Below are 25,395 nucleotides of genomic sequence, written 5' to 3' on the forward strand. Positions count from 1 at the left end.
GAAGTCAACCCTTTTTCTCGATACCGTTTCGAGCTATACTCGTTAAAGTGACTATTTTTAGAGGACGGTGTCGGACGATGATGCATGTAATAAATCAGTACGGCTGGATCGAAGTAATTTGTGGCAGTATGTTTTCCGGGAAATCGGAAGAGTTGATTCGTCGTGTCAGACGGGCGCAGTATGGCAAACTGCCCGTGCAAGTATTCAAGCCGGCAATCGACGACCGGTACCATGAAGAGCATGTCGTCTCTCACGTTGGCAACTCTGTCGTAGCGATTCCGATGGCGACGAGTCGTGATCTCTATGCAGCAGTAGCAGAAGAAACACAAATCGTTGGCATTGATGAAGTTCAATTCTTTGATGATGAGATCGTACAAGTCATCGAAGCACTCGCACAAGACGGAAAACGCGTCATTTGTGCAGGCCTTGATCAAGATTTCCGGGCAGAGCCATTCGGGAAAATGCCTGAATTACTGGCGCGTGCAGAATTCGTGACGAAGCTACAAGCGATCTGTCTTTCATGTGGGGATCCGGCTTCCCGGACACAACGTTTGATTGACGGGAAACCAGCGAACTACGATGATCCGATCATCCTAGTCGGAGCGTCGGAATCGTATGAGCCACGTTGCCGTCATTGCCATGAGGTACCTGGAAAACCGAAGCCGCTCCAATCGGTGCAACACCAAGAACGATAAATGAAAAAAGGCGAAGGCTGGGATATAACTCAGTTTTACAGATGATAAAAAGGAATTGCACATCCTGAGTGATGGCGATTCTTTTTTTTTTTTCGTTAAACTCAGCTAGTTAAGTCTCAGCTTCTTTTAGTCACTTTTTTAAACTCGAGATGAATGATAAAGAAAGCTAGGACTAAAAGAATAAAGTAACTAATTACTACTTGTAACAGTTCTTTATCGTGAGTCAGATACTGTGAGTTATAATACGATGCAATTACAATAACAAGGACTAAAGTACGACTTAAAATGAAAAATACTCAAAAATGACGAGAAAGAGCATAAGAGAAAAATAGTATCACTCAACGTGCTAGCATAGGGTTTTCCTGATATCATGCAAATCATGAAAAAATCACACCTTGTTCCAGGAAGATACTATTGTAGCACAGCGTGTGTCAATGTTTTTCAAAGTTGTAATCTAAAAAACATATAAAAATCATTTACATTTTTTGGGATATGATAACCTCTGGGTATGTATTATTTTGGTTTTAGGTCAATCAGAAAAACAAAAACAGGGGGAATTTGGATGAAATCAAATAATGTATGGATGAAATTTTTGATGGTTGCTTTAGTATTCGCTTTGTTTATTGCAAATATTCCAATGAAAAATGTATCTGCTGTCGAAAAAAAATTAAGTGAAAAAGAAGCTGTCGCGATCATGGAAGCGGTAAGTCGTAGTTCTGTTACAAATGAAGATGGTACTGTCTTTGTGAATGAAGAACAATTAAAAAAAGAATTAAAAGGTAATCGGAAATACACAGAGATAAAAAAAGAATTGAAAGAACTTGGATTACTAACTAATGATCCAATTGAAGAAAAAGTATCTTCAAATTCTAGTAAAGCATCTATGATGGCGGCAGCTAGTTCTAGTCAAATCAATCCTAAGTGGAAAGCAGTTCGAGATGCTTGCGCTAAGAAATATATCCAAAATAAATACGGTCTAACAGGAGTTGCAGCAATTGTCGCAGCACTTCTCGAAGGTGATTTCAAAAAAGGACTAAGACTTTTGCTTACAAAAGGAGCAAGCTTAACTTTAGCTGGACTACTGACTACGTACGGTCATATGAATTATAAGTGCATTAAGTTAGCCAACTCTAAACATAGAGTATATAAGTAATTAAAAAGACAATACAGATTCATCAATTGAAATCTCTTATTGTTTTTTTATTATTTGCATTTAACCTTTCGAAGGTTTTTGGTGTAAGGTATAGTGTTTTTGAAGGATTTGTTTAATGGATAAATTGAAAAGATCAAACAACGATAACTGTTGATGTAAGGAATTGGAGGTAAACAAATGAGTAAACACCACAAATCTAGTATACGATTAGTTTTGATTGTATTAGTCACAGTTGCAATCTTGTATTATGGTTTTAACTTTGAAATAGGGTACGGGATAATCTTTTTAATCGCAGCTGTTGGGTGTACCATTTATCTTAACTTTGAAGCAGCTAAAAAAGAAAAAGGTGAGCAAAAAAATCCTATAATTAAATATGGGAGTTTCAGATTGTAGACAACCCCTCATTTCGTAATTGAAATGAGGGGTTGTTGTATGTATTGACTACTTAAATGTAAAAAATGTGGATTCCCAGGACTAATTCGAAATCTTTTTAGGGTTCATGCAATGAAAGTAAGCATCGTTTTTTCACTCCACGGAGCTGCTGTACTCTCCTTTATCTGACATTCTTCCACGCTCTTCGTCTTGGCGGGGGGGAGCTTTTTTTCATGTAAGATCCAATCCTCGTTGACGTCTTGATCTAATGCGTCATTGTACTATTGGATAGCGCGTCGAACGAGCATTTTCTTGAACTTCCGTTTGTTTGTGTTCGCCTTGATATGTGGTAGAGTCGATAAAGATGACCGAATGGACGACGAACCCAGCTTTGACCTCTTGAGTGAGGACACGATAAAAAAGCACTCTCAAAGACGTCCGTACCGTGGGCGAACCTAAAATTTTGAGACCATAAAAAACACTTTCGGAGTGGTACATTTTTAAAAGATACTAACATCGGAGGTGTTTTTGCATGGGCAAAAACGTATATTCAAGCGAAATAAATTGGGCAGTAGTCAAAGGAAAGCTGAGTGGTGAGTTAACGACGAAAGAGATCATGGAGAAGTAAGGTATCAAAAATAAGTAGTATGTCTCGGAGAGGAAACTGTTGGGACAACGCAGTTATCGAATCATTCACTCCATTTTAAAGTCCGAGGAGTTCCAGTACGTCAAATTTAATTCACTAAGAGACCATGAGATCTCTGAGCTCGTTATCAACTACTTAAATTACTACAACGAAGAACGAATCCAAGAAAAATTAGGCTACCTGACACCGAAAAGATATGGTGTACTGGCAGCCTAATCAAGGTGTTTATATGTATCTCATATTGCTGGATCAGTCTACCGGACGTAGTCCTTCCCGAATATAGAGAAATAGGGGGCACCTTTTCTTTCAGCCCAAAACCTAAAACCTAATGGGATGTCATGTTAGTCTTGATCTCTTTGATGGTACGTCGCATGCAAGGAATACCGAATACATATTGAAGAAGCGCTATCTTGATTAACAGAACGAGGTCGGTGCTTGTCCTTGGAAACGATTCGAAATGAACAAAGCGCAATCATTCTCATTAGAAGAAAAAATACGCTTTGCCTACAATCTGTAGCAGCTATTTGCTTCCATATGGAAACGAATAGCTGTTTTTTTGATTCAGCCTGTTTCTTGCGAAAACTGACACGATTGTTCGATAAAGCGAATCGTCTCACGAACAATCAAATCCTGATCATGATCGAGTGTCGCAACGTGATACGAGTTCAGTAAACAGTAGCTTCGTTTATCATTTGTTCCGATGTGCTGGTGCAGATAATCCGAGCTCGAAGGTGGAACGACGTGATCGGTCGCTGAGTAAAGAATCAATGTCGGTAGAAGGATCGATCCAAGGCGTCCTTTTGTTTCATCCATTAGGCGAACAAGTTCGAACGCACAACGGCTCGGAACAAGATCATAGATGATTTCAAAGGCTGCTCGCTTAATGTCCGGTGCGCCTTCCGGTAAATACTCTGGACCGTCCTCGAACGAAAGTGATTCATAGGATGGAACGGAGAGTGCGGCATTGATCGTAATGATGCCGGCAAACGGAATCCCGTCAGCGGCGAGCGACAGCGCAAGCGTCGCACCCATCGATTGACCGATGACGAAGACTTGATCGCATGTTTCTTGTAAACGTTCATAGCCGTCTTGCAGGCTTTGCTTCCAACATCGAGCAGTCGATTGTTCGAACTCGCGGACGTTCGTTCCATGTCCACGTAAGCGCGGGGCATAGACGGTAAAACCTTCAGCAGCGAATGCCTCACCGACGTCCCGTACACTTTGCGGAGTGGCGTTAAAACCATGACAGATTAGAATGCCGATCGATCCACCTTGAAAATAAAACGCTTCAGCACCAGTCAATACAGGATAGTTCATCATTACTATTTTTCCTCCATTCATGAAAAAAACTCGTCGACGTCACTGCTTGGACGCCCACGAGTTTTTCACCGTATCATCCAAAGCCGCGCTTTGCTGGTCGGAGCACCTTACAAATTGCAGGTTGCCGTGAAGTCATAGAGCCAGGTCTCTCGTTCACTCTTGATAAATATCATATTGGAATTGTCGGAATAATCATTGAAACGATGGTAGCACGACCAAAAATGACTTGTCAAATCTTTCTTGACGAATCGTGATCCGTTCATTAAGCTAATTCATAACTTGTAAATCCATCGATATGCGCCAAATGGATTATTTTTGCAAAGTTGGTTGACTTTTAAAGTTTCGACCCGTAATGTAAAAATTAGTTTTACGACATAAGCAACAACGCAACAACACACATACGAATTTCATACCGCAATACTTATCCAGAGAGGTGGAGGGACTGGCCCTACGAAACCTCGGCAACAGACTCATTATGAGCACTGTGCCAATTCCATCAGACAGATGTCTGAGAGATGAGTGGAGTGGATTCTGCCACTGTGCGGATCCAGGTCTCTTCTTGTTTCTCAAGAAGGGACCTTTTTTGTTGAATGAAGGGGGAAAACGGAATGATTGCATTTCATCAAGTCAAAAAAACGTACGTCACGAAAGATCAGACGATTGCAGCGCTCGACGGTGTCGACCTGACGATCGAGAAAGGCGAAATCTTTGGTGTCATCGGCTTTAGCGGTGCCGGGAAAAGTTCACTGCTCCGCTGTGTCAATCTGTTAGAACGACCGACGTCAGGAACGGTGACGGTCGATGGGGAAGATTTAACGCAACTGTCTCCGAAAAAATTACGCCAAGCAAAACAACGGATTGGAATGATCTTTCAGCACTTCAATCTATTGAATGCGAACACGGTCTTTACGAACGTTGCAAAACCACTCGTTCTCGCAGGCGTCAAGAAAGATGAGATTCGCCGTCGGGTGACGGAGTTGCTCGAATTCGTCGATCTCGCGGACAAGGCGGATCATTATCCAGATCAATTGTCGGGTGGGCAGAAACAGCGCGTTGGTATCGCCCGGGCACTCGCGACGCAACCTTCCGTCCTTTTATGTGACGAAGCGACGTCAGCACTTGATCCCCAGACGACACATCATATTCTTCAGTTATTAAAACGGATCAATGCAGAGTACGGGATCACGATTCTTTTGATTACCCACGAGATGGGCGTCATCCGGGAGATTTGCGATCGTGTAGCCGTCATCGAAGCTGGGAAGCTAATCGAGTCAGGAACGGTCTTTGATGTCTTTTCAAATCCGCAGACCGAGACGGCACGGAACTTTGTACGGTCCGTCATGCATGACGAGATTCCAGCGTCGATTCGTCAGTTGATCGAGTCGCGAAATGCGCATCCAATCTATAAGATTCACTTCCTTGGACATCACACCGGACAACCACTCTTGTCGCAAGTCGCAAAACGCTTCGACGTCGATGTCAATATCCTGCACGGTAGCATCACGGAGTTGCAGGAGACGCCGTTCGGCACCTTGCTCGTCGAGTTGATTGGTGAGCCGGCTGAAGTGAAACGTGCCTTACACTACATCGATCAGGCACAGGTAACCGTTGAGGAGGTGCTCGCTGATGCTAGTTAACTACAGTGATATTTGGACAGCATTTTTGCAGACGATGACGATGGTATCCGTTTCGCTCTTGTTCTCGACCTTGATCGGCTTACCACTCGGTATCCTGCTTGTCGTCACGCGAAAAGGAGCGTTACTTGAAAATGTTCCGTTGTTCACGTTCTTCAACAGTATCGTCAATATTTTCCGCTCGATTCCGTTCATCATCTTACTCGTCGCGATCATCCCGTTGACGCGCTTGATCGTTCAGACATCGATCGGAACAGAAGCCGCAATCGTTCCGCTCGTCTTTTACGCTGCACCGTACATGGCGCGTCTGATCGAGAGTTCTTTACTCGAAGTCGATAAAGGCGTTCTTGAAGCAGCAGAAGCGATGGGCGCGACACCGTTTCAAACGATTTTCCGCTTCCTCCTACCGGAAGCACTCGGTTCACTCATCCTGAACTTAACGATCGCGACGGTCGGCTTGATCGGGGCATCGGCGATGGCAGGCGCCATCGGTGGCGGCGGTTTGGGTGACTTAGCAATTACTTACGGCTATCAACGGTTTGATACGAAAGTCATGATCATCACGGTCGGGATTCTCGTCATCTTAGTCCAAGGCTTACAGACGACAGGCAACATCGTCGCACGAAAAATCAGAAGACATTAATCAAGGGAGCGATTCAGCCATGAAAAAAGCAGTAGCAATTGGAGCAACACTCACGACGATTTTATTTGCCGGGTGCGCAGCATCAGGAGAAGACGAAAAGACGATCAAGCTCGGTGTCAGCGGTTCAGACACACAAGTTTGGGATTATGTCGCGAAAAAAGCAGAGAAGGAAGGCATCAAAATCGAACTCGTCAAGTTCTCCGATTATGTCCAGCCGAACATGGCACTGGCTGAGGGTGAGATCGACGCCAATGCCTTCCAGACGATTTCCTACTTCAACGCTTTCAAGAAAGAACATAACTTGAAGCTATCGCCGATTGCGACGACTGTCATCGCACCGATGGGGATCTACTCGGATAAATACAAGGATGTCAAAGATATTCCAAATGGCGGAAAAATCGCTGTTCCGAACGAAGCGACGAACATGGGACGCGCCCTCTTGTTACTGCAAGAAGCAGGTCTGATCAAGCTACCGGACGACTTCGATGGTAACGGTTCGGTCGATAAGATCGTCGAGAATCCGAAGAAGCTGAAAATCGTTCCGATCGTCGCCGGACAAACGCCACGCGTCTTACCGGACGTCGCGGCGTCTATCATCAACAATGGCATCGCGGTTGACGCTGGCTTCAACCCGATCAAGGACTCGATCGTTCATGAGAACGAGACAGCAAAACCATACATCAACATCATCGCGACACGGACGGAAGACAAGAACAAAAAAGAACTGAAAAAAATCGCATCGCTGTATCAACAAAAAGATGTCGCGGCCTTCATCAAAAAAGAATACAAAGGCAGTACGATCCCGACGTTCGTTCCACTGAGCGACATCGGCGAATAATTTCAAAAGGAGAGTGGACAGTATGACGACACCAGTACGCACGACATGGATAGAGACGATTGAACAGGATATCGAACAAAAACGGGAATCGTATCTTGAGACAAGTCACCGGATTCATGCAACGCCGGAAATCGGGAACGAGGAATTCTTTGCTTCGCGGCTCCATGCGGAGCGTCTAACGGCGGAAGGTTTTACAGTAGAACTCGGCGTCGCGGGGCATGATACCGCGTTCTTCGCGAAGAAATCGAGCGACCGACCAGGCGCAACGATTGCCTTTCTTGCTGAATACGATGCGTTGCCGAGTATTGGTCACGCGTGCGGTCATAATATCATCGGCACGACGAGCGTCGCAGCGGCGATCGCGCTCAGTAAAGTGCTCGATGAAGTCGGCGGGAGTGTCGTTGTCCTTGGAACACCAGCCGAGGAAGGTGGACCGAACGGCAGTGCGAAAGGCAGTTTCGTCAAACATCAGTTACTGGAAGGAATCGATGCAGCCTTGATGGTCCATCCGTCGGGACAAACACGGATCACGGGTTCTTCCCTTGCGGTCGATCCACTCGACTTTGCCTTTACGGGTCGTCCGGCGCACGCAGCGGCGTCACCGGAAGAAGGCATCAACGCCCTCGACGCTGTCATTCAACTCTTCAATGGAATCAATGCCTTACGTCAGCAGTTACCAGACGATGTCCGGATCCACGGGATCATCACGCATGGAGGCGATGCGCCGAACATCATCCCGGAATACGCAAAAGCACGTTTCTTCATCCGGGCAACGACACGGGAACGATTGAATGCCATCACGGAAAAAGTCAAAGCCGTCGCCCAAGGCGCGGCACTCGCGACTGGGGCGACGCTCGATGTCATCGCCTTCCAAAATGAAGTCGATAACCTCGTCTTCAACCGGACGTTCGACCGTCTGTTCCAAGAAGAAGCAGAGGCGCTCGGCGAAATCGTTCACTTGGACGAACGACCGGGTCTTGGTTCAACGGACGCCGGTAACATCAGTCAAGTCATCCCGACGATCCATCCGTATATCAAGATTGGACCAGATGATCTCGTCGCCCATACGGAAGCATTCAAAGAAGCGGCCCGTTCAGAAGCTGGAGATGAAGCATTGATCACAGGAGCAAAAATCCTCGCCCGGACAGCGCTTCGCGTCCTCGCTGATGAACGGACGCGCGGGGCGATTGCGCAAGAATTCCATGACCGGAAGAATGGTTATTTGTAAGTGGAAAATAACGACTGGACGCACTGCTATCAAGTGCTCCGGTCGTTTTTGAGATGCAGTCGATTACGAATTGGGGACGGGTGACAGAAGTGGAACGAAATCAAAAAAGAGACAAGACAGAAGCATTTGCGCTTTGTTTTCTTGAAAAAGATATGCTAGGCTAAAGTTGTATAACTCAATAATCCAGTTCTTCGGGGTAGGGTGAAAATCCCAACCGGCGGTGATGCGATCAATCGATCGACGAGCCCGCGACCCATGATGTACGCATCATGGCTGACTTGGTGAGATTCCAGGGCCGACGGTAAAGTCCGGATGGGAGAAGAACGAAACGACGCGATTCAAGCTGTTTTCTGAAAAAATGTTTTCAGGAGACGGTCTCTTTCTGCATGAAAAAATGCAGGAAGCGAACCGTGTATTTCGTGAACCCTTCTATACAGACGCCCCTTTTTCAAGGGGCGTCTTTTTTCATTTGAAAGGAGTGAACGCGATGTCACAGATGATGAGTTATGCCATGCAATTAGCACAAATGTTACACGGACAAACAAGTCCGAATCCAAGTGTCGGCTGTGTCATCGTCAAACAAGGACGCATCATCGGCTTCGGTGCACACCGGTTTGCCGGTGGGCCGCACGCAGAAGTCGAAGCCTTACGGATGGCAGGAGAAGCCGCCCGTGGTGCCGATCTCTACGTGACGCTCGAGCCATGCAACCATCACGGCAAGACGCCACCATGCACGGAAGCAATTCTACAAGCAGGAATCAAACGAGTCTTCGTTGCAACGGAAGACAAACATGCGATTGTCGCTGGTTCCGGAATCAAACGGCTACAGGACGCGGGAATCGAAGTCGATGTCGGCTTGTTACGGCATGAGGCAGAAGCCCTTTACACGGTATTCTGGAAGACGATCGAACGAAAACGTCCGACCGTGACCGTCAAAATCGCTCAGACGATGAACGGGATCGCGGCGACAGGTGAACAGCGCTGGATCACGTCAGAAGAAGCACGCGCGAACGGTCGTGCCCTGCGTGGACGCCACGATGCCATCCTCGTCGGAAGTGAGACGGTGCTCGTCGATGATCCGGCACTGACGTTACGCGCATCGTCAGGCATCGAGCCGATTCGAGTAATCGTTGATCGCCGGGGGCGGATTCCGGAGACGGCGCAAGTCTTCCGCGATGGTAAAAATCCAACCTACTGGCTGACGAGTGTTCCTCGGATTAGTCACGATCAGGTGACGGTCCTCGTTGGTGAATATGAGACGCCGGAAGCGATTTTGAAACGCTTATACGAACAAGACATCCGTAGTGTCTTGATTGAAGGCGGACCAACGATTCAAGCCGCTTTCCTTGAGGCAGATCTCGTTGACCGAATCGAAGTCTACCAAGCCCCATCGATTTTTGAAGGCGATGCGTGGAATGGTCAACACGATATCGAAGATCGTTTTCAAATCGACCAGGTTGAGACGGTCGGACCGGATCTCCATCTGACGTACATCCGAAAGGAGGAGACGACATGTTCACCGGATTGATTGAAGAAGTCGGAACCTTAAAACGAAAGATCCCGCGACCGAACGGGTTAGCGCTTGAAATTGAGGCGCACAGGGTACTCGAAGGAACGAAGATCGGTGATAGCATCGCCGTCGACGGGATTTGTTTGACGGTCACGTCGATGAGTCCAACCGGTTTCACGGCAGATGCCGTCCATGACACGATCCGTTCAACAGCACTCGGTACGTACCGAGTCGGAAGTCCCTTGCAACTTGAGCGGGCGATGCCGGCAGACGGTCGCTTCGGTGGACATTTCGTTAGTGGACATATCGACGGAACAGCCCGACTGATCAGTCGGCGACCGGATGGAGAAGCGATGGTCTATACGTTTGATGTCGGAGCGTGGCAAAAGTATTGTATTCCGAAAGGCTCGATCGCAATCAACGGCACGAGCCTGACGTTGCAACGCGTCACACCGGAAACGATCTCGATTTCATTGATTCCGCACTCCCGTCAAGTGACGACGTTTGATCGATTGGCAAGCGGTGCAGTCGTCAATATCGAGTGTGACATGATGGCGAAACATCTCTATCATTTCACGCAGCATGAGAAGCAGACGGACTGGGCAGCATTCTTAGGAGGCGACATGTAATGAACGGATTCGACTTGATTGAAGACGCAATAGAAGATTTGAAAAACGGACGACCGATCATCGTCTGTGATGACGAGGATCGTGAGAATGAAGGCGATCTCGTCATGCTCGCGGAACACGCGACACCGGAAAACATCAACTTCATGATTACACATGGAAAAGGACTCGTCTGTGTACCAGTCAGTCCGCGGATCGCACAGCGACTCGAACTTGCTCCGATGACAGCGAATAATACGGACCCGCATGGGACGGCATTCACGCTCAGCATCGATCATGAAGAGGCAAAGACCGGCATCAGTGCCGAGGAACGGTCGCTAACGATTCAGCGGATGCTGACGGATGGACCGGAACGTTTCAAACGACCGGGTCATATCTTCCCGTTGATCGCAAAAGAGGGTGGTGTCCGGGAGCGACGCGGACATACGGAAGCAGGTGTCGATCTTGCCCGTCTTGCCGGTAGCGATGAGATCGCCGTCATCTGTGAAATCATTAAAGAAGATGGCACGATGGCACGGGTCGACGATCTACTTCTCTATAAGGAAGAACACGATTTAAAACTGATCACGATCGAAGCACTTGTCGCGTATCTCGAGCGTCCATTGACACGTGAAGCAGAAGTATTACTTCCAACGACGTTCGGAGCTTTCCGGATGATTGGCTATACGACGCAAGACGAGAAAGAACATGTCGCTGTCTTATCCGGCGAAGCGCAAGACGGGATGCTCGTCCGTCTACACTCGGAATGCCTGACAGGGGATGTCTTCGGTTCGAAGCGTTGCGATTGTGGACCACAACTCGATGCGGCACTCGAGCGGATCGAACGAGAAGGTGGAGCCGTCTTGTATTTACGTCAGGAAGGACGCGGCATCGGTCTAATGGCGAAGTTAAAAGCGTACGAGTTACAGGAACAAGGACTCGATACGGTCGAAGCGAACCATGCACTCGGTTATCCGACGGACATGCGTGACTACACGGTCGCAGCCAATATGTTGCGCGATCTCGGCGTGACGAAGATCCGCTTGATGACGAACAACCCGGACAAACAACGGGTGCTCGAGCAAGAGGGGATCGAAATCATCGAACGTGTACCCCATCAAGTACCGGCCGAGCCGGAAAATCAGCGTTACCTAAAAACAAAACAAACGAAACTCGGGCACTGGCTCGACATCCAAGGAGGACACACATCATGATCTACGAAGGTTTCTTAACAGGAGAAGGACTACGCGTCGCAATCGTCGCAGCACGTTTTAACGAATTGATCACTTCAAAACTCGTCGGAGGAGCAAACGACGCTTTCCGCCGCCACGGGGTCGCAGCGGATGCTGTCGATACAGCGTGGGTTCCGGGAGCATTCGAAATTCCGCTCGTCGCGGAAAAGTTAGCGAAAAGCGGTAAGTATGACGCCGTCATCACACTCGGTGCCGTCATCCGTGGGGCGACGTCGCACTATGATTATGTCTGTAACGAGGTCGCAAAAGGTGTCGCAAGTGCCTCGCGCGATACAGGCGTGCCGATCATCTTCGGTGTCCTGACGACGGATTCAATCGAGCAAGCAGTCGAACGTGCTGGCACGAAAGCCGGAAACAAAGGCTACGAAGCTGCGGTTTCTGCGATTGAGATGGCGAATCTTTTACGGACGATTTAATTGAATAGAGGCAGGGTGACGGTACATTCCGTCATCCTGTTTTTTTGCGGAAATCTCTTGAAGATTGAATCAAATTTCAAAAAAAGAATCGTTGATTTGAAATTTGAGGATTCAATTTTAAGTAGAACGGTAATGGTCTACTAAAGAAAGTTTGAAACATTTTCCAATGTTTTTCGTAAATCAGGGTAACGCGTATAAAGGAGGAAATGAATATGAAGAAAGCTAGGTGGGTAGCAGCCGGGATCGTTGCAGCATCGATTGGGCTTGCGGGATGTCAAGATGGACAAACAGATACAGGGAGTGGCAGTGGGTCTGGTTCGACGAAGTCGGGGGAACTCTCGAATACGGAATTACTGAATAAAGCGACAGCCGCTCAAAAAGATATTAAATCGTTCCATATGGAAGGGACAGTCAACTCAAAAGCAGGTGAGATGACAGTGGATCAAAAGGTATCCGCCGATATCATCCAGAAGCCGCTTACGATGCACCAGACGATGACAATGAAAAATCCACAGGACGGTAAAGACATGTCGATTGAGAGCTATATCGTCGACGATAAGATGTATATCTCGCAAAACGGACAATGGCTCGTTCAAGATGTCTCGGAACTAGGCGATATGGTTGAAGCAATGGAGTCATCGGCATCGACGGATCAAAATCTCAAGCTGTTGAAAAAGTATAAAGACAACTGGACAGCAAAAAAAGAGGGTGACGTCTATCAAATCGACGTCAAACTAAAGGGTGACGACCTCAAAGCTTTCATGAAGGATTCGCTCGAACAAACAGGACAGATGGCGCAGATGAAAGATGCGATGGATAGCATCGACTATAAGAAGATGAACTACAAGATGACGTATGACGCAAAAACGTTCTATCCGAAGTCTCTCGACATGGACATGGTATTTGCGATTGAAAAAGATACCGAGTTCAATATGAAAAACGCGTCGACGTTCTCGAAATTCAATGAGATTGACGAAATCAAATTACCAGCGGAAGCAAAAGATGCCCAACCGCTCACAGGTGCGACACAATAACGAACAACAAGCCCTTCACATCCAATCGGAAGTGAGGGGCTTGTCTCATTTAGACTTGAAATTGACGTAATACCTCTTTTAATGCTTCCGCCTGCTGTTGACTGACGGAAGTCTGTTCATGCACATCTCGGAACGCTTGAACGGAATGATTGATTTGCTCCGACATCGATTGTGTGCCTTGCGCCCCATCATTGACGGTGACGGCAACATCGTGGATGACACCAAGCATATTTGCTGTCAGTTCCTGAAGTTGACCAGCTTGAGCGGCAAAATGTTCTGCTGCATCACCGAATAATTGCGCATCATCACGGTATTGAATCGAGGCATCTTCGAATAAATCATAGTCTTTGACGACCTTTGTATCGATGAAAGAGAGCATCTCACCGGACGCGGCATTCAAGTGTTCGACGGAATCGATGACGGAGAGTGAGACGTCTTGAATTTGTTCAACGGTATCTCGACTGCTCTCGGCGAGTTTTCGAATCTCATCGGCGACGACGGCGAAGCCTCGACCGACTTCTCCGGCACGTGCTGCTTCAATCGAAGCGTTAAGGGATAATAAATTCGTTTGCGCCGCAATTGAAAGGATCGCGTCAGACAAAACGGAAATTTCCTTAACGGCTTTCGCCCGTGCCATCGCATCTTCCAGTTTATTTTTTGTTTCGAAGAGAATTTGAGTGGCGGTCTGTTTCGCTTCTGTGGCGACAACTTGAAGCGATTCAGCACGACCGCCGACTTCTTGAGCGCGTTTTCCGTTCGCTTCTGCGCCGGAGACGATGTCATGAATCGTCGCTTCCATATCGACGGCAGACGAGTTCATCTCTTCAGCTGAAGCGGCTGTCTCTTGCATACCCGCCGATAAGTTTTCAATCGTATGCGAAGTCGACGCCATATCTTGATCGAGTTCGCTGATTCGACCAGAGACATGACGAGAGGTCGACACGACGTGTGTTGCCGTATCATCGACTTGGACAATAATTGTTCGTAAGTGAGCGATGAATTGATTCATCGACTTGGCGATTTGTCCAATTTCGTCCTCTCGTACGACGTCGAGTTGCGCCGTCAAGTCACCACCTTGTGTTGCGAGTTCATGCGTTTTCGCCTGCAGTTGACGGAGTGGACCGAAGATTGAGCGTAAAATCAAGACGGTGAAGATGACACCGAGCAATCCGACGACACCGATGATCGTGAACAGCATAAGGTGCGCCGTATTAGCGGCGCTGGTGATAGCGTCACCATTTTTACCAGCTTGTTGATTATTGTATTTCACGATTTTCGTCAATTGATCCGAAACAGCGAAGTATGAATCACGACTCTCACCTTCATAATAGGTGACCGCTTCTTTTTGAGTTTCTGGTGTACTGAGGGCGAGAAGACGATCAGTCGTCTCATTGAAAGTTTGCCATTTTTTTGTGAGATCATTGTACAGTGCGCGATCGCTTTCTAAATAAATCGTTTTTTCGTATTTCGCGAGATTCGCATCAACGGTCGCTAAACCGTCTTTGACACGCTTATCATAACCGGCTTTGATTTCTGGATCATTTTCTTGAATGTGTAGTAATTCGACACGTCGTAAATCAGATAGAGCAGTATTCGTTTCATGAGATAAGTTCAGACCGGGAATCCAGGACGAGGTGATCGTTTGACTCTCTTGGTCAACACGATTGAGAGAAGATGCGCCGTATAACCCGACACCGATCAAGCTAAGCAAAAGGATGGAGGACAATAAGATAAGCTTCGTTTTAATCTTCATATGATTCGCTCCTTTTTTTGCAAGATGAACTATTCATTTTCTTGATTATAACGTCACAAGTAAAAAATTTACTTATTATAGAAAAAATTAAAATGTAGAATAGTTTTATGAAAAAATAGTTTGACAATTATCAGTAAATTCTGAAAAAATGGTAAGGAACTATAGATTACATAGGGGGAGGTAAAACGAATGGGAAATTCATTTAGTGACTGGATTGGTAAGGTGTCCAATTTTGTTTGGGGACCACCGTTACTCATTCTGTTGGTCGGTACGGGGATTTACTTGACGATTCGCTTAGGATTCATTCAAATTACCAAACTGCCGTATGCGCTGAAGCTTGCGTTTTCAAAGCATCAGGACGATAAGTCAGAAGGTGACATCAGTCACTTTCAAGCGTTGATGACGGCACTGGCTGCGACCGTCGGTACGGGGAATATCGTCGGTGTCGCAACCGCTGTCGTCCTCGGGGGACCAGGTGCGATCGTCTGGATGTGGTTGTCCGGTCTGTTCGGGATGGCAACGAAGTACGCGGAAGCGATTCTTGCCGTCAAATATCGCGTCGTCGATGAAAAAGGACAGATGGCAGGAGGACCGATGTATTACCTTGAGCGTGGACTGAAGCAGAAATGGCTCGGTGTCTTGTTTGCTGCATTCGCTTCGATCGCTGCGTTTGGTATTGGAAACGGGGTCCAGACAAACTCGGTCGCCCTCGCGATGAAATCGACGTTCGATGTGCCACTTTACGTGACGGGGATCGCGTTGATGGTATTGACGGGTGTCGTCATTCTTGGTGGGGTCAAATCGATTGGAAAGGTCGTCAGTCTATTCGTTCCGTTCATGATTTTCTTCTATGTCGGAAGTGGCTTGCTGATTCTCGTCATGAACTATGACTTGATTCCAGGTGCGATCTCGACGATCTTCAGCAGTACGTTCTCAAACGAAGCCATCACGGGTGGGGCAATCGGGGCAGCGATTCGTTATGGTGTCGCGCGTGGTGTCTTCTCGAACGAAGCAGGACTCGGTTCAGCACCGATCGCAGCCGCTGCTGCGAAGACGGACTTCCCGGGGCGTCAAGCGCTCGTCTCGATGACGCAAGTCTTCCTCGATACATTGGTCGTCTGTTCGATCACGGGTCTGACGCTCGTCATGGGGGGACAGTTGGACACGAAATTAGAAGGCGTCGAGTTGACGACAGCAAGCTTCGAGGTCTTCCTCGGTCCTGCCGGGAAATACATCGTTACGATTGGTCTCGTCATGTTCGCTTACTCGACGGTCCTCGGTTGGTCGTATTACGGTGAAAAGTCGATCTATTATCTATTTGGTCAAAAATCAATCCTACCGTACCGCATCCTGTTCGTTTTAGTCGCCGGAGCCGGCGCGATGACGACGAACTTGAACATGGTCTGGGCGATTTCCGATGTCTTTAACGGATTGATGGCGATTCCGAACTTAATCGGTTTGATTGGATTGTCTGGCGTCGTCATTGCCGAGACACGACTGTTCCGCGAACAGTTGAGACGAGAAGAAGCGAATCGGAAGGTTTCGTAGGATACATGCTCTAAAAACGAGTTCGTGTATGATGAAGTATGAGAAAAGGGAGATCACGTTCCGGGTCATGTACTCGGATGGTGATTTCCCTTTTTATTTGATCCGAAAGAAATACGAATGTGCATCATACTCGACTCCCGCCTGTGGAAAGCGAGGATGATAAAACATGCGTTGTTAGAGATGGTGATCAAGAGAACAACAAGAGATGCATCACTTTTTACGATAAAGCATCAAGGATTCATAAGGACGTAACGTCAGAGTGTGATCTTCTGTCTGCATCTCCTGGTAGTTGTGAATCAACACCGTATAGTCCGACCCGTCACGAGGTAACGTGAACGTCGTGTCTGTTCCGTAGAAGTTCGAAACGACAAGCAACTCTTCCTCGTTCGTTACGCGTTCGTACGCCCAGAGTGACGGATCGTCTGGTGTCAACAGACGGTACGAACCATCCGTGAGCACGTCATACTGTTTACGGAGTTGAATCAATCGTTTGTAATGATGATAGACCGAGTTTGGGTCTGCGACAGCCGACTCGACATTGATGTGATCATACGTCGGCGAGACCGGGATCCACGGCTCGCTTGTACTAAAGCCACCGTTGAGTGCGTCTGACCATGGCATCGGCGTCCGCGCATTGTCACGCGACTTTTGACGAATCGCAGCGAGAATCGCTTCTTCCGTTACGTCGTTGTCCCGAGCTTCCTGATAGGCGTTCAATGTCTCGACATCGCGGTAGTCGGACAGATCCGTGAAGTCCGGATTCGGCATGCCAATCTCTTCTCCTTGATAGATGTACGGTGTACCTTGTAGACCATGAAGCGTCGTCGCGAGCATCTTCGCACTTTCGACGCGATACGTGACGTCGTCACCAAACCGGCTAACGACGCGTGGCTGATCATGATTGCACCAAAAGATCGCGTTCCATGCTTGTCCGTTCATGCCGGATTGCCAGTCGGAGAAGATCTGTTTCAGTTGCGTGAAATCAAACGGTGCTGCCGTCCATTTCTCACCGTTCGGATAATCGACTTTCAAATGATGAAAGTTGAATGTCATCTTCAGTTCTTGTTCATCAAGCGATGAATAACGAAGACAGTGTTCAAGTGACGTCGATGACATCTCACCGACAGTCAAGAGATCGTGTCCGGCAAAGACTTCTGCGTTCATCTCTTGCAAGTAGTCGTGGACGTTCGGTCCGTCCGTATAATACGTCCGTCCGTCTCCTGCTGGATCGTTCGGAAGACCTGGCGTCTTTGAAATCAAATTGATGACATCAAGTCGGAAGCCGCTGACTCCTTTATCCCGCCAAAAGCGCATCATGTCGTAAACCTCTTCCCGTAAGCGCGGATTTTCCCAATTTAGATCGGCTTGCGTCTTGTCGAACAGGTGCAAGTAATACTTGCCAGCCACCTCATCGAACGACCAAGCAGGACCGCCAAACTTGGATACCCAGTCGTTCGGTGTCTCGCGCCAAATGAAGTAGTCGTGATAGGGACTATCCGGATGACGTCCTTCTTCAAACCAGACATGCGACGTGGAACAGTGATTAACGACGATATCCATCATGACAGACAAACCGCGTTGTTTCGCTTCTGCGAGTAACGTCTCGAAATCGTCCATCGTTCCGTACGATGGATCAATCGCGTAATAATCACTGACATCATAACCATTGTCGTTTTGCGGTGAGGCATAGACCGGCGTCAACCAAAGATAATCGACACCCAGATCCGCCAGATAATCGAGTTTGGCCGTCACGCCACGTAACGTACCGGTCGCTTTGCCCTCCGGACTATAAAAACTCTTCGGATAGATTTGATAAACGGCGGATTTGCGCCAATCGGTTGTCGTGATCATGAGATACACACCTTTCTAGAATTACGCTGCTTTATTGAGGGCAGCTTTTTTTGCGCGTTTCGTTGAGACATAGTGGAACAGGAACGTACAGGCGACAGGGACGATGATCGCAATCACCATGCCGACGATGAACGACAGAATCGAACCTGGTACGATCGAAATGAAAGCAGGTAATCCGCCAACACCGATCGCAGGAGCAAGAACGCCACTGACAGCGATGAAAGCTGACGCAATCGCTGAACCGACGAGTGCCGCGTAAAACGGATACTTGAACCGGAGATTGACCCCGAACATGGCCGGTTCCGTGATTCCGAAGTAGGCGGATAAAGCGGACGTTGATGCCATGTTTTTATCGTTAACGTTTTTCGCGAGGAAAAGCATCGCGAGTGTTGCTGAACCTTGAGCGATGTTCGAAATCGCGATCATCGGCCAAATGAACGTCGTCCCACTTTGTCCGATCAACTGTAGATCAACAGCGATGAACATGTGGTGCATGCCAGTGATGACGAGCGGCGCATAGAGTGCACCAAAGAGTAGGGCACCGAGTAATGGAACAGCTTCGAACGTATTGACGACACCGATCGTAATCCAGTCACCGACTTGACGCGTGACTGGTCCGATGACGGCAAGGGCGAGGAAGCCCGTCAATGTGATCGTCGTAATCGGTACGACGAGTAATTGAATTGCATTCGGTACCCGTTTTTTTAGCCAACGTTCAATCGTACTGAGGACATAAGCAGCGGCGAGTACAGGGAGGATTTGTCCCTGATAACCGACTTTTTCAATTTCAAAGAGACCGAGAATGTTGAACGTCGGGATTTCACCTTTTAGAGCACTTTGTCCGTAGTTCCATGCGTTTAAGAGATCTGGATGAACAAGCATCAGACCCATGACGATCCCGAGAATCTCACTTCCGCCGAAGCGTTTCGTCGCTGACCAACCGACGAGTGCCGGGAGGAAGACGAAGGCGGTGTTTGCCATCATATTGATGAGATCCCAAAGTCCTTGTAAGTTTGGATAACGATCGATCATTGTCTTGCCACCGAACTCGATTCCGAATAGATTATTGATTCCCATTAAGAGACCAGCAACGATGATCGCCGGGATGATAGGCATGAAGACATCAGAAAAGACTTTGATCAACTTTTGGAACGGATTCATCTTGGCAGCGCCAGACGATTTAACATCTGCGATTGTCGTTGCCTGTAAACCGGTTAATTGAATGAATTCTGCATAGACCCGGTCGACGTCTCCGGCACCAATGACGATTTGATAGACACCCGCGTTCAAGAACGCGCCTTTGACGAGCGGAACTTCAAGTAAGGCTTCTTGATTGACAAGCTCTTGATTCTTAAGCGTTAAACGAAGACGGGTGACACAGTGAGCTGCCTGCTCAATGTTCTCCTTACCTCCGATGTTCTCAATGATTTGCTCTGCAATCTGACGATAGTTTGGTTTCATCTCGATGCTCCTTTTTGGAAGTGACATACTCGACCACTTTTGAAATGAAAACGTTTTCTTATCTGCGCACACTTATCTTAACTTATCTATATAAGTTGGTCAAGAACTTATATAGATAAGTTGGGAAGAATAAAAAAGAGAGAATCCGTCATCTACGGATTCCCTCATCTTGCAGCCTATATTCAACGACGGGCAATATCAGTGAACTGAAACTTATCGAGCCGGTGACGCGATTCCGTCCGTTCGAAATGTTGTCCTTCATAGAAATACGTATCGTTCGTGACAACGATGACATGCGTCATATCGTGAAGGTCGAGTCGTTCTTGGTCTTCCATTGTCGCAGGGCGAGCTTCGATTTTTCGTTTTGCGTAGCTGATCTGCCGACCAAGTGTCTCTTCGATGTACTGATAGATCGAACCTTGAGCGATGTCAGTAGTGAGTCCGGGTACGAGTGCTGTCACGAAATGATTGATGTCACGGATGACACGTTCACCATCGATTTGGCGAATGCGCTCGATGCGTGTCACGTCCGTTCCTTCTGCCACATGTAATAACGAAGCGAGTTCAGCAGAAGCGGAAAGGACTTCGCAGGATAAGACATCCGTCTCGACGGTATGACGCCCCATCCGGCGATGAGCTTCCGAAAAGCTGACGATGCCGTTGAATTGGAACTCGATCGCTTCTTGCGACAGGACGAAGACACCTTTCCCCTGGTGTTTACGGACGAAGCCTTTTTCTTGCAGGGCATCAATCGCTTTTCGAACCGTTCCGCGGCTCGCCTCGAATTCATGCATCAATTCCGTTTCAGAAGGTAATTTCGTTTCGGCCGGAAGCGTTCCTTCCTGAATCCGCTGTGCGAGCTCGTGATAGATGTTTACATACTTCGGCATATGATCCGTCCTTTACACTCAAATAATGCCTTTAGTGTAGCACGGAACGATTACAGGCATCAAAATAGCTCCACCTATGATCCGGACATGACCGGAAAATAGATAGAGCGTAGAAGTGTGAATGTCAGTCAACGAAGAGACGTCGAAAACGTCGTTCCTTTTTTGAGGACATCTTGTTTTTCATCGAGAACATCACTCGTCAAGAGTTCAATCGAGTCAACCGGATGTTCCAAGATGAAGCCGAAGTTACCACTCCGTGACTCGGACGGGGCGTAAGTCTTCGCAAGCGACTCCAAATAGACGTCGTCCTCGAGCGTCTTTTCTGTCGCAGCATCGAGTTTGAAGTGGGCGACAGGATTGAACGTGACCGGTTCATTACTTGTGTTCTTGATCGTGACCCGTGTCTTGATCAAATCAAAGGATTCATCGTGCGTAAAGCCATGGAAGAAATCAATCATGCCATAGCTTGGACGAGCATGGAATACTTTGATCTCTTCGATCGTCATCTCGATCGGACCAATCTTCCGTGTTTCGTTCACTCGTTTGAATTGTTTAAGCGTCAGGTCGCCCTTATCATCCGTGACGGTCTGATCGATTTTTGTCAAATCGCGATCGTCTGGAATTTGTGGGTTTGGAACGAAGGCGCTTGTTTTTTCAAGCGATACCGGCTGCTCCTGTTTCGCAGACGCTGGTTCTTTTGGTGTGTCTTGTGATGCTGAAGTGCCACAACCAGCGAGCACCGTCCCGAGCATCAAAGTAGCAAGTATCTGTCTCATGAACATTCTCCTTATTTCTTCGATTTCAAGAGATCGAAGATGATTTTCGCGTGATCCGTGTTGTCGACTTGTCCCGCGAAACGTTCTTTAGCAGGACCGAACGCATAGACCGGTACGTCTTCACCTGTATGTCCACCTGTAGTCCAGCCTGTATGCGAGCGTTCGTTAAAGATTTCTTCAATCGCATTATCGATCTCGAGTAATTTCTTCGATTCAGCAGCGCGGGAGACGCTATCGATTTCTTTGTCCGTCAAGGCGAGTTTGTCCTGATCGATATACGTCGTCAACGTCTTGCGGACGTCCGCACCATCGACGATTTTTTGCGCCATGAAGTCAGGTGTTTTCTTTGCCGCTTTGATCGGTTCAGCGAACCAGTTATAGATGCCATCTGCACCGATTGAATATCCACCCGTTGAGTGGTCAGCTGTCGCGACGACGAGTGTATGTTTATCCTTCTTTGCAAATGCGATCGCGGCTTTGAATGCCCGCTCGAAGTCTTCCATCTCACTCATGGCACCGACGATATCATTGTCATGACCGGCCCAGTCGACTTGGCTACCTTCGACCATCAGGAAGAATCCTTTTTTATTCGAGTCGAGTCGCTTAATGGCAGAGTTCGTCATTTGTTCAAGCGATGGGACCGAGTTTTCGCGGTCAATCCGTTTTGGTAATCCACCATCTGCGAACAGACCGAGGACTTGTTTGTTTTTATCACCTTGCAATTGATCCAGATCCGTGACGTAACTGTAACCGTCTTTTTTGAATGCTTTCGTCAAATCAACATCCGGACGGACGAAGTTCGACTTACCGCCACCGAGCATGACGTCAATTTTATGCTTCCCATTGACGCGTTCCTTGAAGTAATCGTCTGCGATCGCGTTCATGTTCTTTCGGCTCTCATCATGAGCACCGAACGAAGCAGGTGTCGCATGCGTGATTTCCGATGTTGCAACGAGTCCTGTTGACTTACCACGTTCTTTCGCTGCTTCAAGGACGGTCTTGACTTCCGATTTATCGTTATCAACGGCAATTGCTGCATTATACGTCTTGACGCCGGATGACATCGCTGTTGCTGCGGAAGCGGAATCGGTGACGTTTTCCTTCGGATCTTCCGGATAAGTCATCTGTTGACCAACGAGGTATTGGTCAAACGCTGTTTTTTCAGCAACCGGTGTCGATGGATCGTTCTTTAAGTAACGATGAGCAGATGTATACGAGACCCCCATTCCGTCGCCGATCAAGAAGATGACGTTCCGGATTTCCGGTGATTTAACAGGTTTTGTCTTTGCTTCTGCTTCAGGCATCGAGAACATCGTACTGAGGGAAAGGGTTGATAAGGCAAAAATCGGAATGATACGTTTTAATTTCATACAGGTTCCTCCTCGAAAGGTGATGGGGTTTGATAATCGATACGAACTACAAACTCCACCTTACGGGTGAAATATGAAAACCATGTGTATAGTGTGTAAAGCTTTGTGAAGAATCGATAACAAAAAAATGGACCTTCTGAAAAGTCATTTCAGAAGGTCCATTCGTTGCATTAGCGACTCCACCCAATCATCCGACGATACGAGCTAAACGTCGGCCAGGCGAGAATCGCGATCGCGAGCCAGTACAGGAACTGGTTCTCAGACGAAATCAGACCGATGATGCCAGCGAGCAGAATCGTCGTATAGATCGAGAAGGTGATGATGAGTGCTGGATGTAATTTCGGGAAAATCGTGAAACGCCCGAGACGTTCGTTCGCACCTTTGACATAGAGACGACTACCGAAAATCAGTAAGATGACCGTCAAGGCTAAACTGAACAACACAGCATAGGTGATGTTGAAATCGGTATTGTACTCGAAGAAGAGCGCAAATGGCGTCGTGATCGTCATCAAAAAGCTTGTTGGTTTGTCTAACTCTTCATAGCCCACGCCAAAACCCAGTTGACCGATAGCATAGATACTGAAATACGTGAAGTAATTCAAGAACAAGAAGAACGTTCCGAGTAACAGTTGTCCGATGATATCACCAGCAATCGTTCCGGCGAATAAGAAGATCGTCAAAATCGTCACATCAAATAGAAGGAATAGACCAAAATCTTGAAGGAGTGACGACCTCGTGACGTAATCGAACGGATCGATTCCGAATGCTTGAAGTAATAACCAACTAGCAAAAAAGCCGATGATCGGGAAGACGATCAATGTCACGACACCGATGATCCATTTGATCCAGAACAACCAGACCTTCGGGAATGGGAGTGCATGCAAGATCAAACTACGACCACTTCCACGCTCAGAGCCGAGCATCAGGATTGCAAAGACGGCAATCAGAATTGCTGCGAACCCAGCGAAGAACGGACTGACGAGTACAGTGTTGAGTAGATCGGGTTGCTGAGACACATCGTATTTTTCGAATTCATTGATGACGGTATAACTGCCGAACCCATAACTGAAGATTGCGAGCAGAATGAAACAAGCGAGAGGCCAAATACCTTGCTTGATATGATAGCGGATCAATTGCTTAACCATGTCGTTTCCCTCCAAACGTCCCTAAGAAGTAATCTTCCATCTGCACTGGCAAAGCATCCTTTAAGAGAGGACGCGTCGTTTCAAGATAACGTGCGCCTTCATCCGATAAGACGAGTAACGTCACGACCCGACCCGTTTGGGATAAGACGTGGAGATCGGCATGACTGAGCTCTGGAACATCTTCATAGACGACTTGCCATTTCTGCATGCTAGCTTTGGCATCATCGAGTGCCTTTGGTTCGCGGACGAGGTGTTTTTCGATCGTCATGACACGGTCGGCAAGGGAATCAAGTTCTTCGAGTTGGTGCGAAGCAATCAGAACGGCTGTCTGGCGCTCCGCGAGTAATGAGACGAGTTGTTTCAGATAATCACGTTTGTTGATCCGGTCAAGTCCATCAGTTGGTTCATCGAGCAACAGAACGGGGGCATTCGTTGCAAACGCGAGTTGGAGAAGGAACAACTGGGCTTGTCCCTTTGATAAAGATGTCACGCGACGACCACGATCGAGATTCGACGAGCGACAATAATTTTCGATATACGTCTTTTCGAAATTCGGATAGAACGCATTGTAGAAGTTGATCAGTTCGCCAAGTGTCATTTGACGATAGACGGAGACGGAGTCCGGAACGAGAAAGAGGTGCTCTCGCGTCTGCGGGACATGGTGAATGGATTCGTTGTTCCATTCAACCTTTCCGCGTGTCGGCTCGAGCGCACCGACGAGTGTTTTCAGTAACGTCGTTTTTCCGGCACCATTACGACCGATCAACGCGGTGATCGTTCCTGCTGGCAGGGTGAAGGATGCATTTTCATAAATCATGGTACGGTCAATTTGTTTCGTTAGATGAGAAACGGTCAACATGAGGAATCCTCCCTTATGTGTAAGATGAGTTGATAGAGTTCTTCGTTTGAGATCGAGAGTTCGTCGGCGACGGAACAAAGACGGGTGAGTGGATCTTGAATAGCGGCTTGTTTGACTTCACTGAGGGGGATATCTGAGATGAAGGAGCCTTTGCCGCGCATCGTGACGATGAAGTTGCGGCTCTCGAGTTCCTGATAGGCACGGGAGACCGTGTTCGGGTTGACAAGGAGTGTACCGGCAAGTTCACGAACGGATGGCATCTGTTCGCCGGAGCGGAGTAGACCACGGGCAATCGAGCGGATGATTTGCGTGACTAACTGTTCATAAATCGGCAAGGGACTTTTCGGATCGACGGTGAACATTTCTTCACCTCCTTAAGTGTACTAATTCAATTA

Annotated in this window: 24 protein-coding genes and 3 riboswitches; of the genes, 13 read left to right on the forward strand and 11 right to left on the reverse strand. The window is 47.7% G+C overall.

Annotation, left to right across the window (positions count from 1 at the left end; all coding sequences use genetic code 11):
• The first annotated feature begins 80 nt into the window (after window positions 1–80).
• The 3 genes from EXG77_RS01805 (at window position 81) to EXG77_RS16650 (ending at window position 3,082) form a co-directional block, all read left to right on the forward strand.
• Window positions 81–695: a thymidine kinase gene (locus EXG77_RS01805; protein ID WP_035395950.1), complete on the forward strand. Its 615-nt coding sequence runs from the start codon at window positions 81–83 to the stop codon at window positions 693–695.
• Between the two features lie 562 nt (window positions 696–1,257).
• Complete coding sequence (locus EXG77_RS01810) at window positions 1,258–1,848, forward strand: hypothetical protein (protein WP_035395800.1); 591 nt, start codon at window positions 1,258–1,260, stop codon at window positions 1,846–1,848.
• Window positions 1,849–2,977: 1,129 nt separating this feature from the next.
• Entirely contained in the window at window positions 2,978–3,082 is a 105-nt protein-coding gene (locus EXG77_RS16650; RefSeq protein ID WP_370448375.1) for an IS3 family transposase, read from the forward strand.
• Between the two features lie 109 nt (window positions 3,083–3,191).
• Here EXG77_RS16650 and EXG77_RS01825 read toward each other — a convergent pair whose 3' ends face one another.
• Both EXG77_RS01825 and EXG77_RS01830 read right to left on the reverse strand, forming a co-directional pair.
• Entirely contained in the window at window positions 3,192–3,338 is a 147-nt protein-coding gene (locus EXG77_RS01825; RefSeq protein WP_119182600.1) for a transposase, read from the reverse strand.
• An 89-nt stretch (window positions 3,339–3,427) separates the two neighbouring features.
• A complete protein-coding gene (locus tag EXG77_RS01830; RefSeq protein WP_035395806.1) occupies window positions 3,428–4,186 on the reverse strand; it encodes a carboxylesterase in 759 nt (252 codons plus the stop codon).
• A 67-nt stretch (window positions 4,187–4,253) separates the two neighbouring features.
• Window positions 4,254–4,355, reverse strand: a riboswitch (SAM riboswitch).
• 249 nt (window positions 4,356–4,604) lie between these two features.
• Window positions 4,605–4,708: riboswitch (SAM riboswitch) on the forward strand.
• 86 nt (window positions 4,709–4,794) lie between these two features.
• Here EXG77_RS01830 and EXG77_RS01835 point away from each other — a divergent pair.
• The 9 genes from EXG77_RS01835 (at window position 4,795) to EXG77_RS01875 (ending at window position 13,347) form a co-directional block, all read left to right on the forward strand.
• Window positions 4,795–5,823 (forward strand): methionine ABC transporter ATP-binding protein, encoded by a 1,029-nt coding sequence (locus EXG77_RS01835; protein ID WP_035395809.1) that lies wholly within the window; start codon window positions 4,795–4,797, stop codon window positions 5,821–5,823.
• Entirely contained in the window at window positions 5,813–6,463 is a 651-nt protein-coding gene (locus EXG77_RS01840) for a methionine ABC transporter permease (RefSeq protein WP_023469541.1), read from the forward strand. The genes EXG77_RS01835 and EXG77_RS01840 overlap by 11 nt, the downstream gene beginning before the upstream one ends.
• Window positions 6,464–6,482: 19 nt before the next feature.
• Entirely contained in the window at window positions 6,483–7,301 is an 819-nt protein-coding gene (locus EXG77_RS01845) for a MetQ/NlpA family ABC transporter substrate-binding protein (RefSeq protein ID WP_023469540.1), read from the forward strand.
• A 22-nt stretch (window positions 7,302–7,323) separates the two neighbouring features.
• Window positions 7,324–8,529: a M20 family metallopeptidase gene (locus tag EXG77_RS01850; RefSeq protein WP_035395812.1), complete on the forward strand. Its 1,206-nt coding sequence runs from the start codon at window positions 7,324–7,326 to the stop codon at window positions 8,527–8,529.
• Between the two features lie 183 nt (window positions 8,530–8,712).
• A riboswitch (FMN riboswitch) is annotated at window positions 8,713–8,857 on the forward strand.
• 159 nt (window positions 8,858–9,016) lie between these two features.
• Window positions 9,017–10,057 (forward strand): bifunctional diaminohydroxyphosphoribosylaminopyrimidine deaminase/5-amino-6-(5-phosphoribosylamino)uracil reductase RibD, encoded by a 1,041-nt coding sequence (ribD, locus tag EXG77_RS01855; protein WP_023469538.1) that lies wholly within the window; start codon window positions 9,017–9,019, stop codon window positions 10,055–10,057.
• Entirely contained in the window at window positions 10,042–10,668 is a 627-nt protein-coding gene (gene ribE / locus EXG77_RS01860) for a riboflavin synthase (protein WP_035395815.1), read from the forward strand. The genes ribD and ribE (EXG77_RS01860) overlap by 16 nt, the downstream gene beginning before the upstream one ends.
• On the forward strand, window positions 10,668–11,858 hold the full coding sequence (locus tag EXG77_RS01865) for a bifunctional 3,4-dihydroxy-2-butanone-4-phosphate synthase/GTP cyclohydrolase II (protein WP_035395818.1): 1,191 nt from the start codon (window positions 10,668–10,670) through the stop codon (window positions 11,856–11,858). The genes ribE (EXG77_RS01860) and EXG77_RS01865 overlap by 1 nt, the downstream gene beginning before the upstream one ends.
• Window positions 11,855–12,313: a 6,7-dimethyl-8-ribityllumazine synthase gene (gene ribE, locus EXG77_RS01870; protein WP_035395821.1), complete on the forward strand. Its 459-nt coding sequence runs from the start codon at window positions 11,855–11,857 to the stop codon at window positions 12,311–12,313. The genes EXG77_RS01865 and ribE (EXG77_RS01870) overlap by 4 nt, the downstream gene beginning before the upstream one ends.
• A gap of 212 nt (window positions 12,314–12,525) precedes the next feature.
• Window positions 12,526–13,347: a DUF6612 family protein gene (locus EXG77_RS01875; protein ID WP_035395824.1), complete on the forward strand. Its 822-nt coding sequence runs from the start codon at window positions 12,526–12,528 to the stop codon at window positions 13,345–13,347.
• A gap of 49 nt (window positions 13,348–13,396) precedes the next feature.
• Here the strand turns inward: EXG77_RS01875 and EXG77_RS01880 are convergent, their stop codons facing one another.
• Window positions 13,397–15,100, reverse strand: a complete 1,704-nt coding sequence (locus tag EXG77_RS01880; RefSeq protein WP_035395827.1) for a methyl-accepting chemotaxis protein — start codon at window positions 15,098–15,100, stop codon at window positions 13,397–13,399.
• Between the two features lie 189 nt (window positions 15,101–15,289).
• Here EXG77_RS01880 and EXG77_RS01885 point away from each other — a divergent pair, with 189 nt between their 5' ends.
• Window positions 15,290–16,648 carry a sodium:alanine symporter family protein gene (locus tag EXG77_RS01885; RefSeq protein ID WP_035395828.1) on the forward strand — a complete coding sequence of 453 codons (1,359 nt, stop codon included), beginning with the start codon at window positions 15,290–15,292 and terminating at the stop codon, window positions 16,646–16,648.
• Window positions 16,649–16,858: 210 nt separating this feature from the next.
• On the opposite strand, the gene treC is transcribed toward EXG77_RS01885, so the two are convergent.
• The 8 genes from treC to EXG77_RS01925 form a co-directional block, all read right to left on the reverse strand.
• Window positions 16,859–18,499: an alpha,alpha-phosphotrehalase gene (gene treC, locus EXG77_RS01890; RefSeq protein WP_035395831.1), complete on the reverse strand. Its 1,641-nt coding sequence runs from the start codon at window positions 18,497–18,499 to the stop codon at window positions 16,859–16,861.
• Window positions 18,500–18,520: 21 nt separating this feature from the next.
• Window positions 18,521–19,960 (reverse strand): PTS system trehalose-specific EIIBC component, encoded by a 1,440-nt coding sequence (treP, locus tag EXG77_RS01895; protein WP_035395833.1) that lies wholly within the window; start codon window positions 19,958–19,960, stop codon window positions 18,521–18,523.
• A 182-nt stretch (window positions 19,961–20,142) separates the two neighbouring features.
• Entirely contained in the window at window positions 20,143–20,850 is a 708-nt protein-coding gene (gene treR, locus EXG77_RS01900) for a trehalose operon repressor (protein ID WP_035395835.1), read from the reverse strand.
• Between the two features lie 128 nt (window positions 20,851–20,978).
• The gene (locus tag EXG77_RS01905) at window positions 20,979–21,626 is read right to left on the reverse strand and encodes a hypothetical protein (protein WP_035395837.1); all 648 of its coding nucleotides are present in this window, start codon (window positions 21,624–21,626) and stop codon (window positions 20,979–20,981) included.
• Window positions 21,627–21,637: 11 nt separating this feature from the next.
• Window positions 21,638–22,996 (reverse strand): alkaline phosphatase, encoded by a 1,359-nt coding sequence (locus EXG77_RS01910; RefSeq protein ID WP_035395839.1) that lies wholly within the window; start codon window positions 22,994–22,996, stop codon window positions 21,638–21,640.
• A gap of 170 nt (window positions 22,997–23,166) precedes the next feature.
• Window positions 23,167–24,141 carry a hypothetical protein gene (locus EXG77_RS01915; RefSeq protein WP_035395841.1) on the reverse strand — a complete coding sequence of 325 codons (975 nt, stop codon included), beginning with the start codon at window positions 24,139–24,141 and terminating at the stop codon, window positions 23,167–23,169.
• On the reverse strand, window positions 24,134–24,958 hold the full coding sequence (locus EXG77_RS01920; RefSeq protein WP_238987906.1) for an ABC transporter ATP-binding protein: 825 nt from the start codon (window positions 24,956–24,958) through the stop codon (window positions 24,134–24,136). The genes EXG77_RS01915 and EXG77_RS01920 overlap by 8 nt, the downstream gene beginning before the upstream one ends.
• 35 nt (window positions 24,959–24,993) lie before the next feature.
• Window positions 24,994–25,362, reverse strand: a complete 369-nt coding sequence (locus EXG77_RS01925) for a GntR family transcriptional regulator (RefSeq protein WP_035395845.1) — start codon at window positions 25,360–25,362, stop codon at window positions 24,994–24,996.
• Window positions 25,363–25,395: the final 33 nt, after the last annotated feature.

Source organism: Exiguobacterium sp. OS-77, from assembly GCF_000414195.2.
GTDB classification, from domain to species: Bacteria; Bacillota; Bacilli; order Exiguobacteriales; family Exiguobacteriaceae; genus Exiguobacterium_A; species Exiguobacterium_A indicum.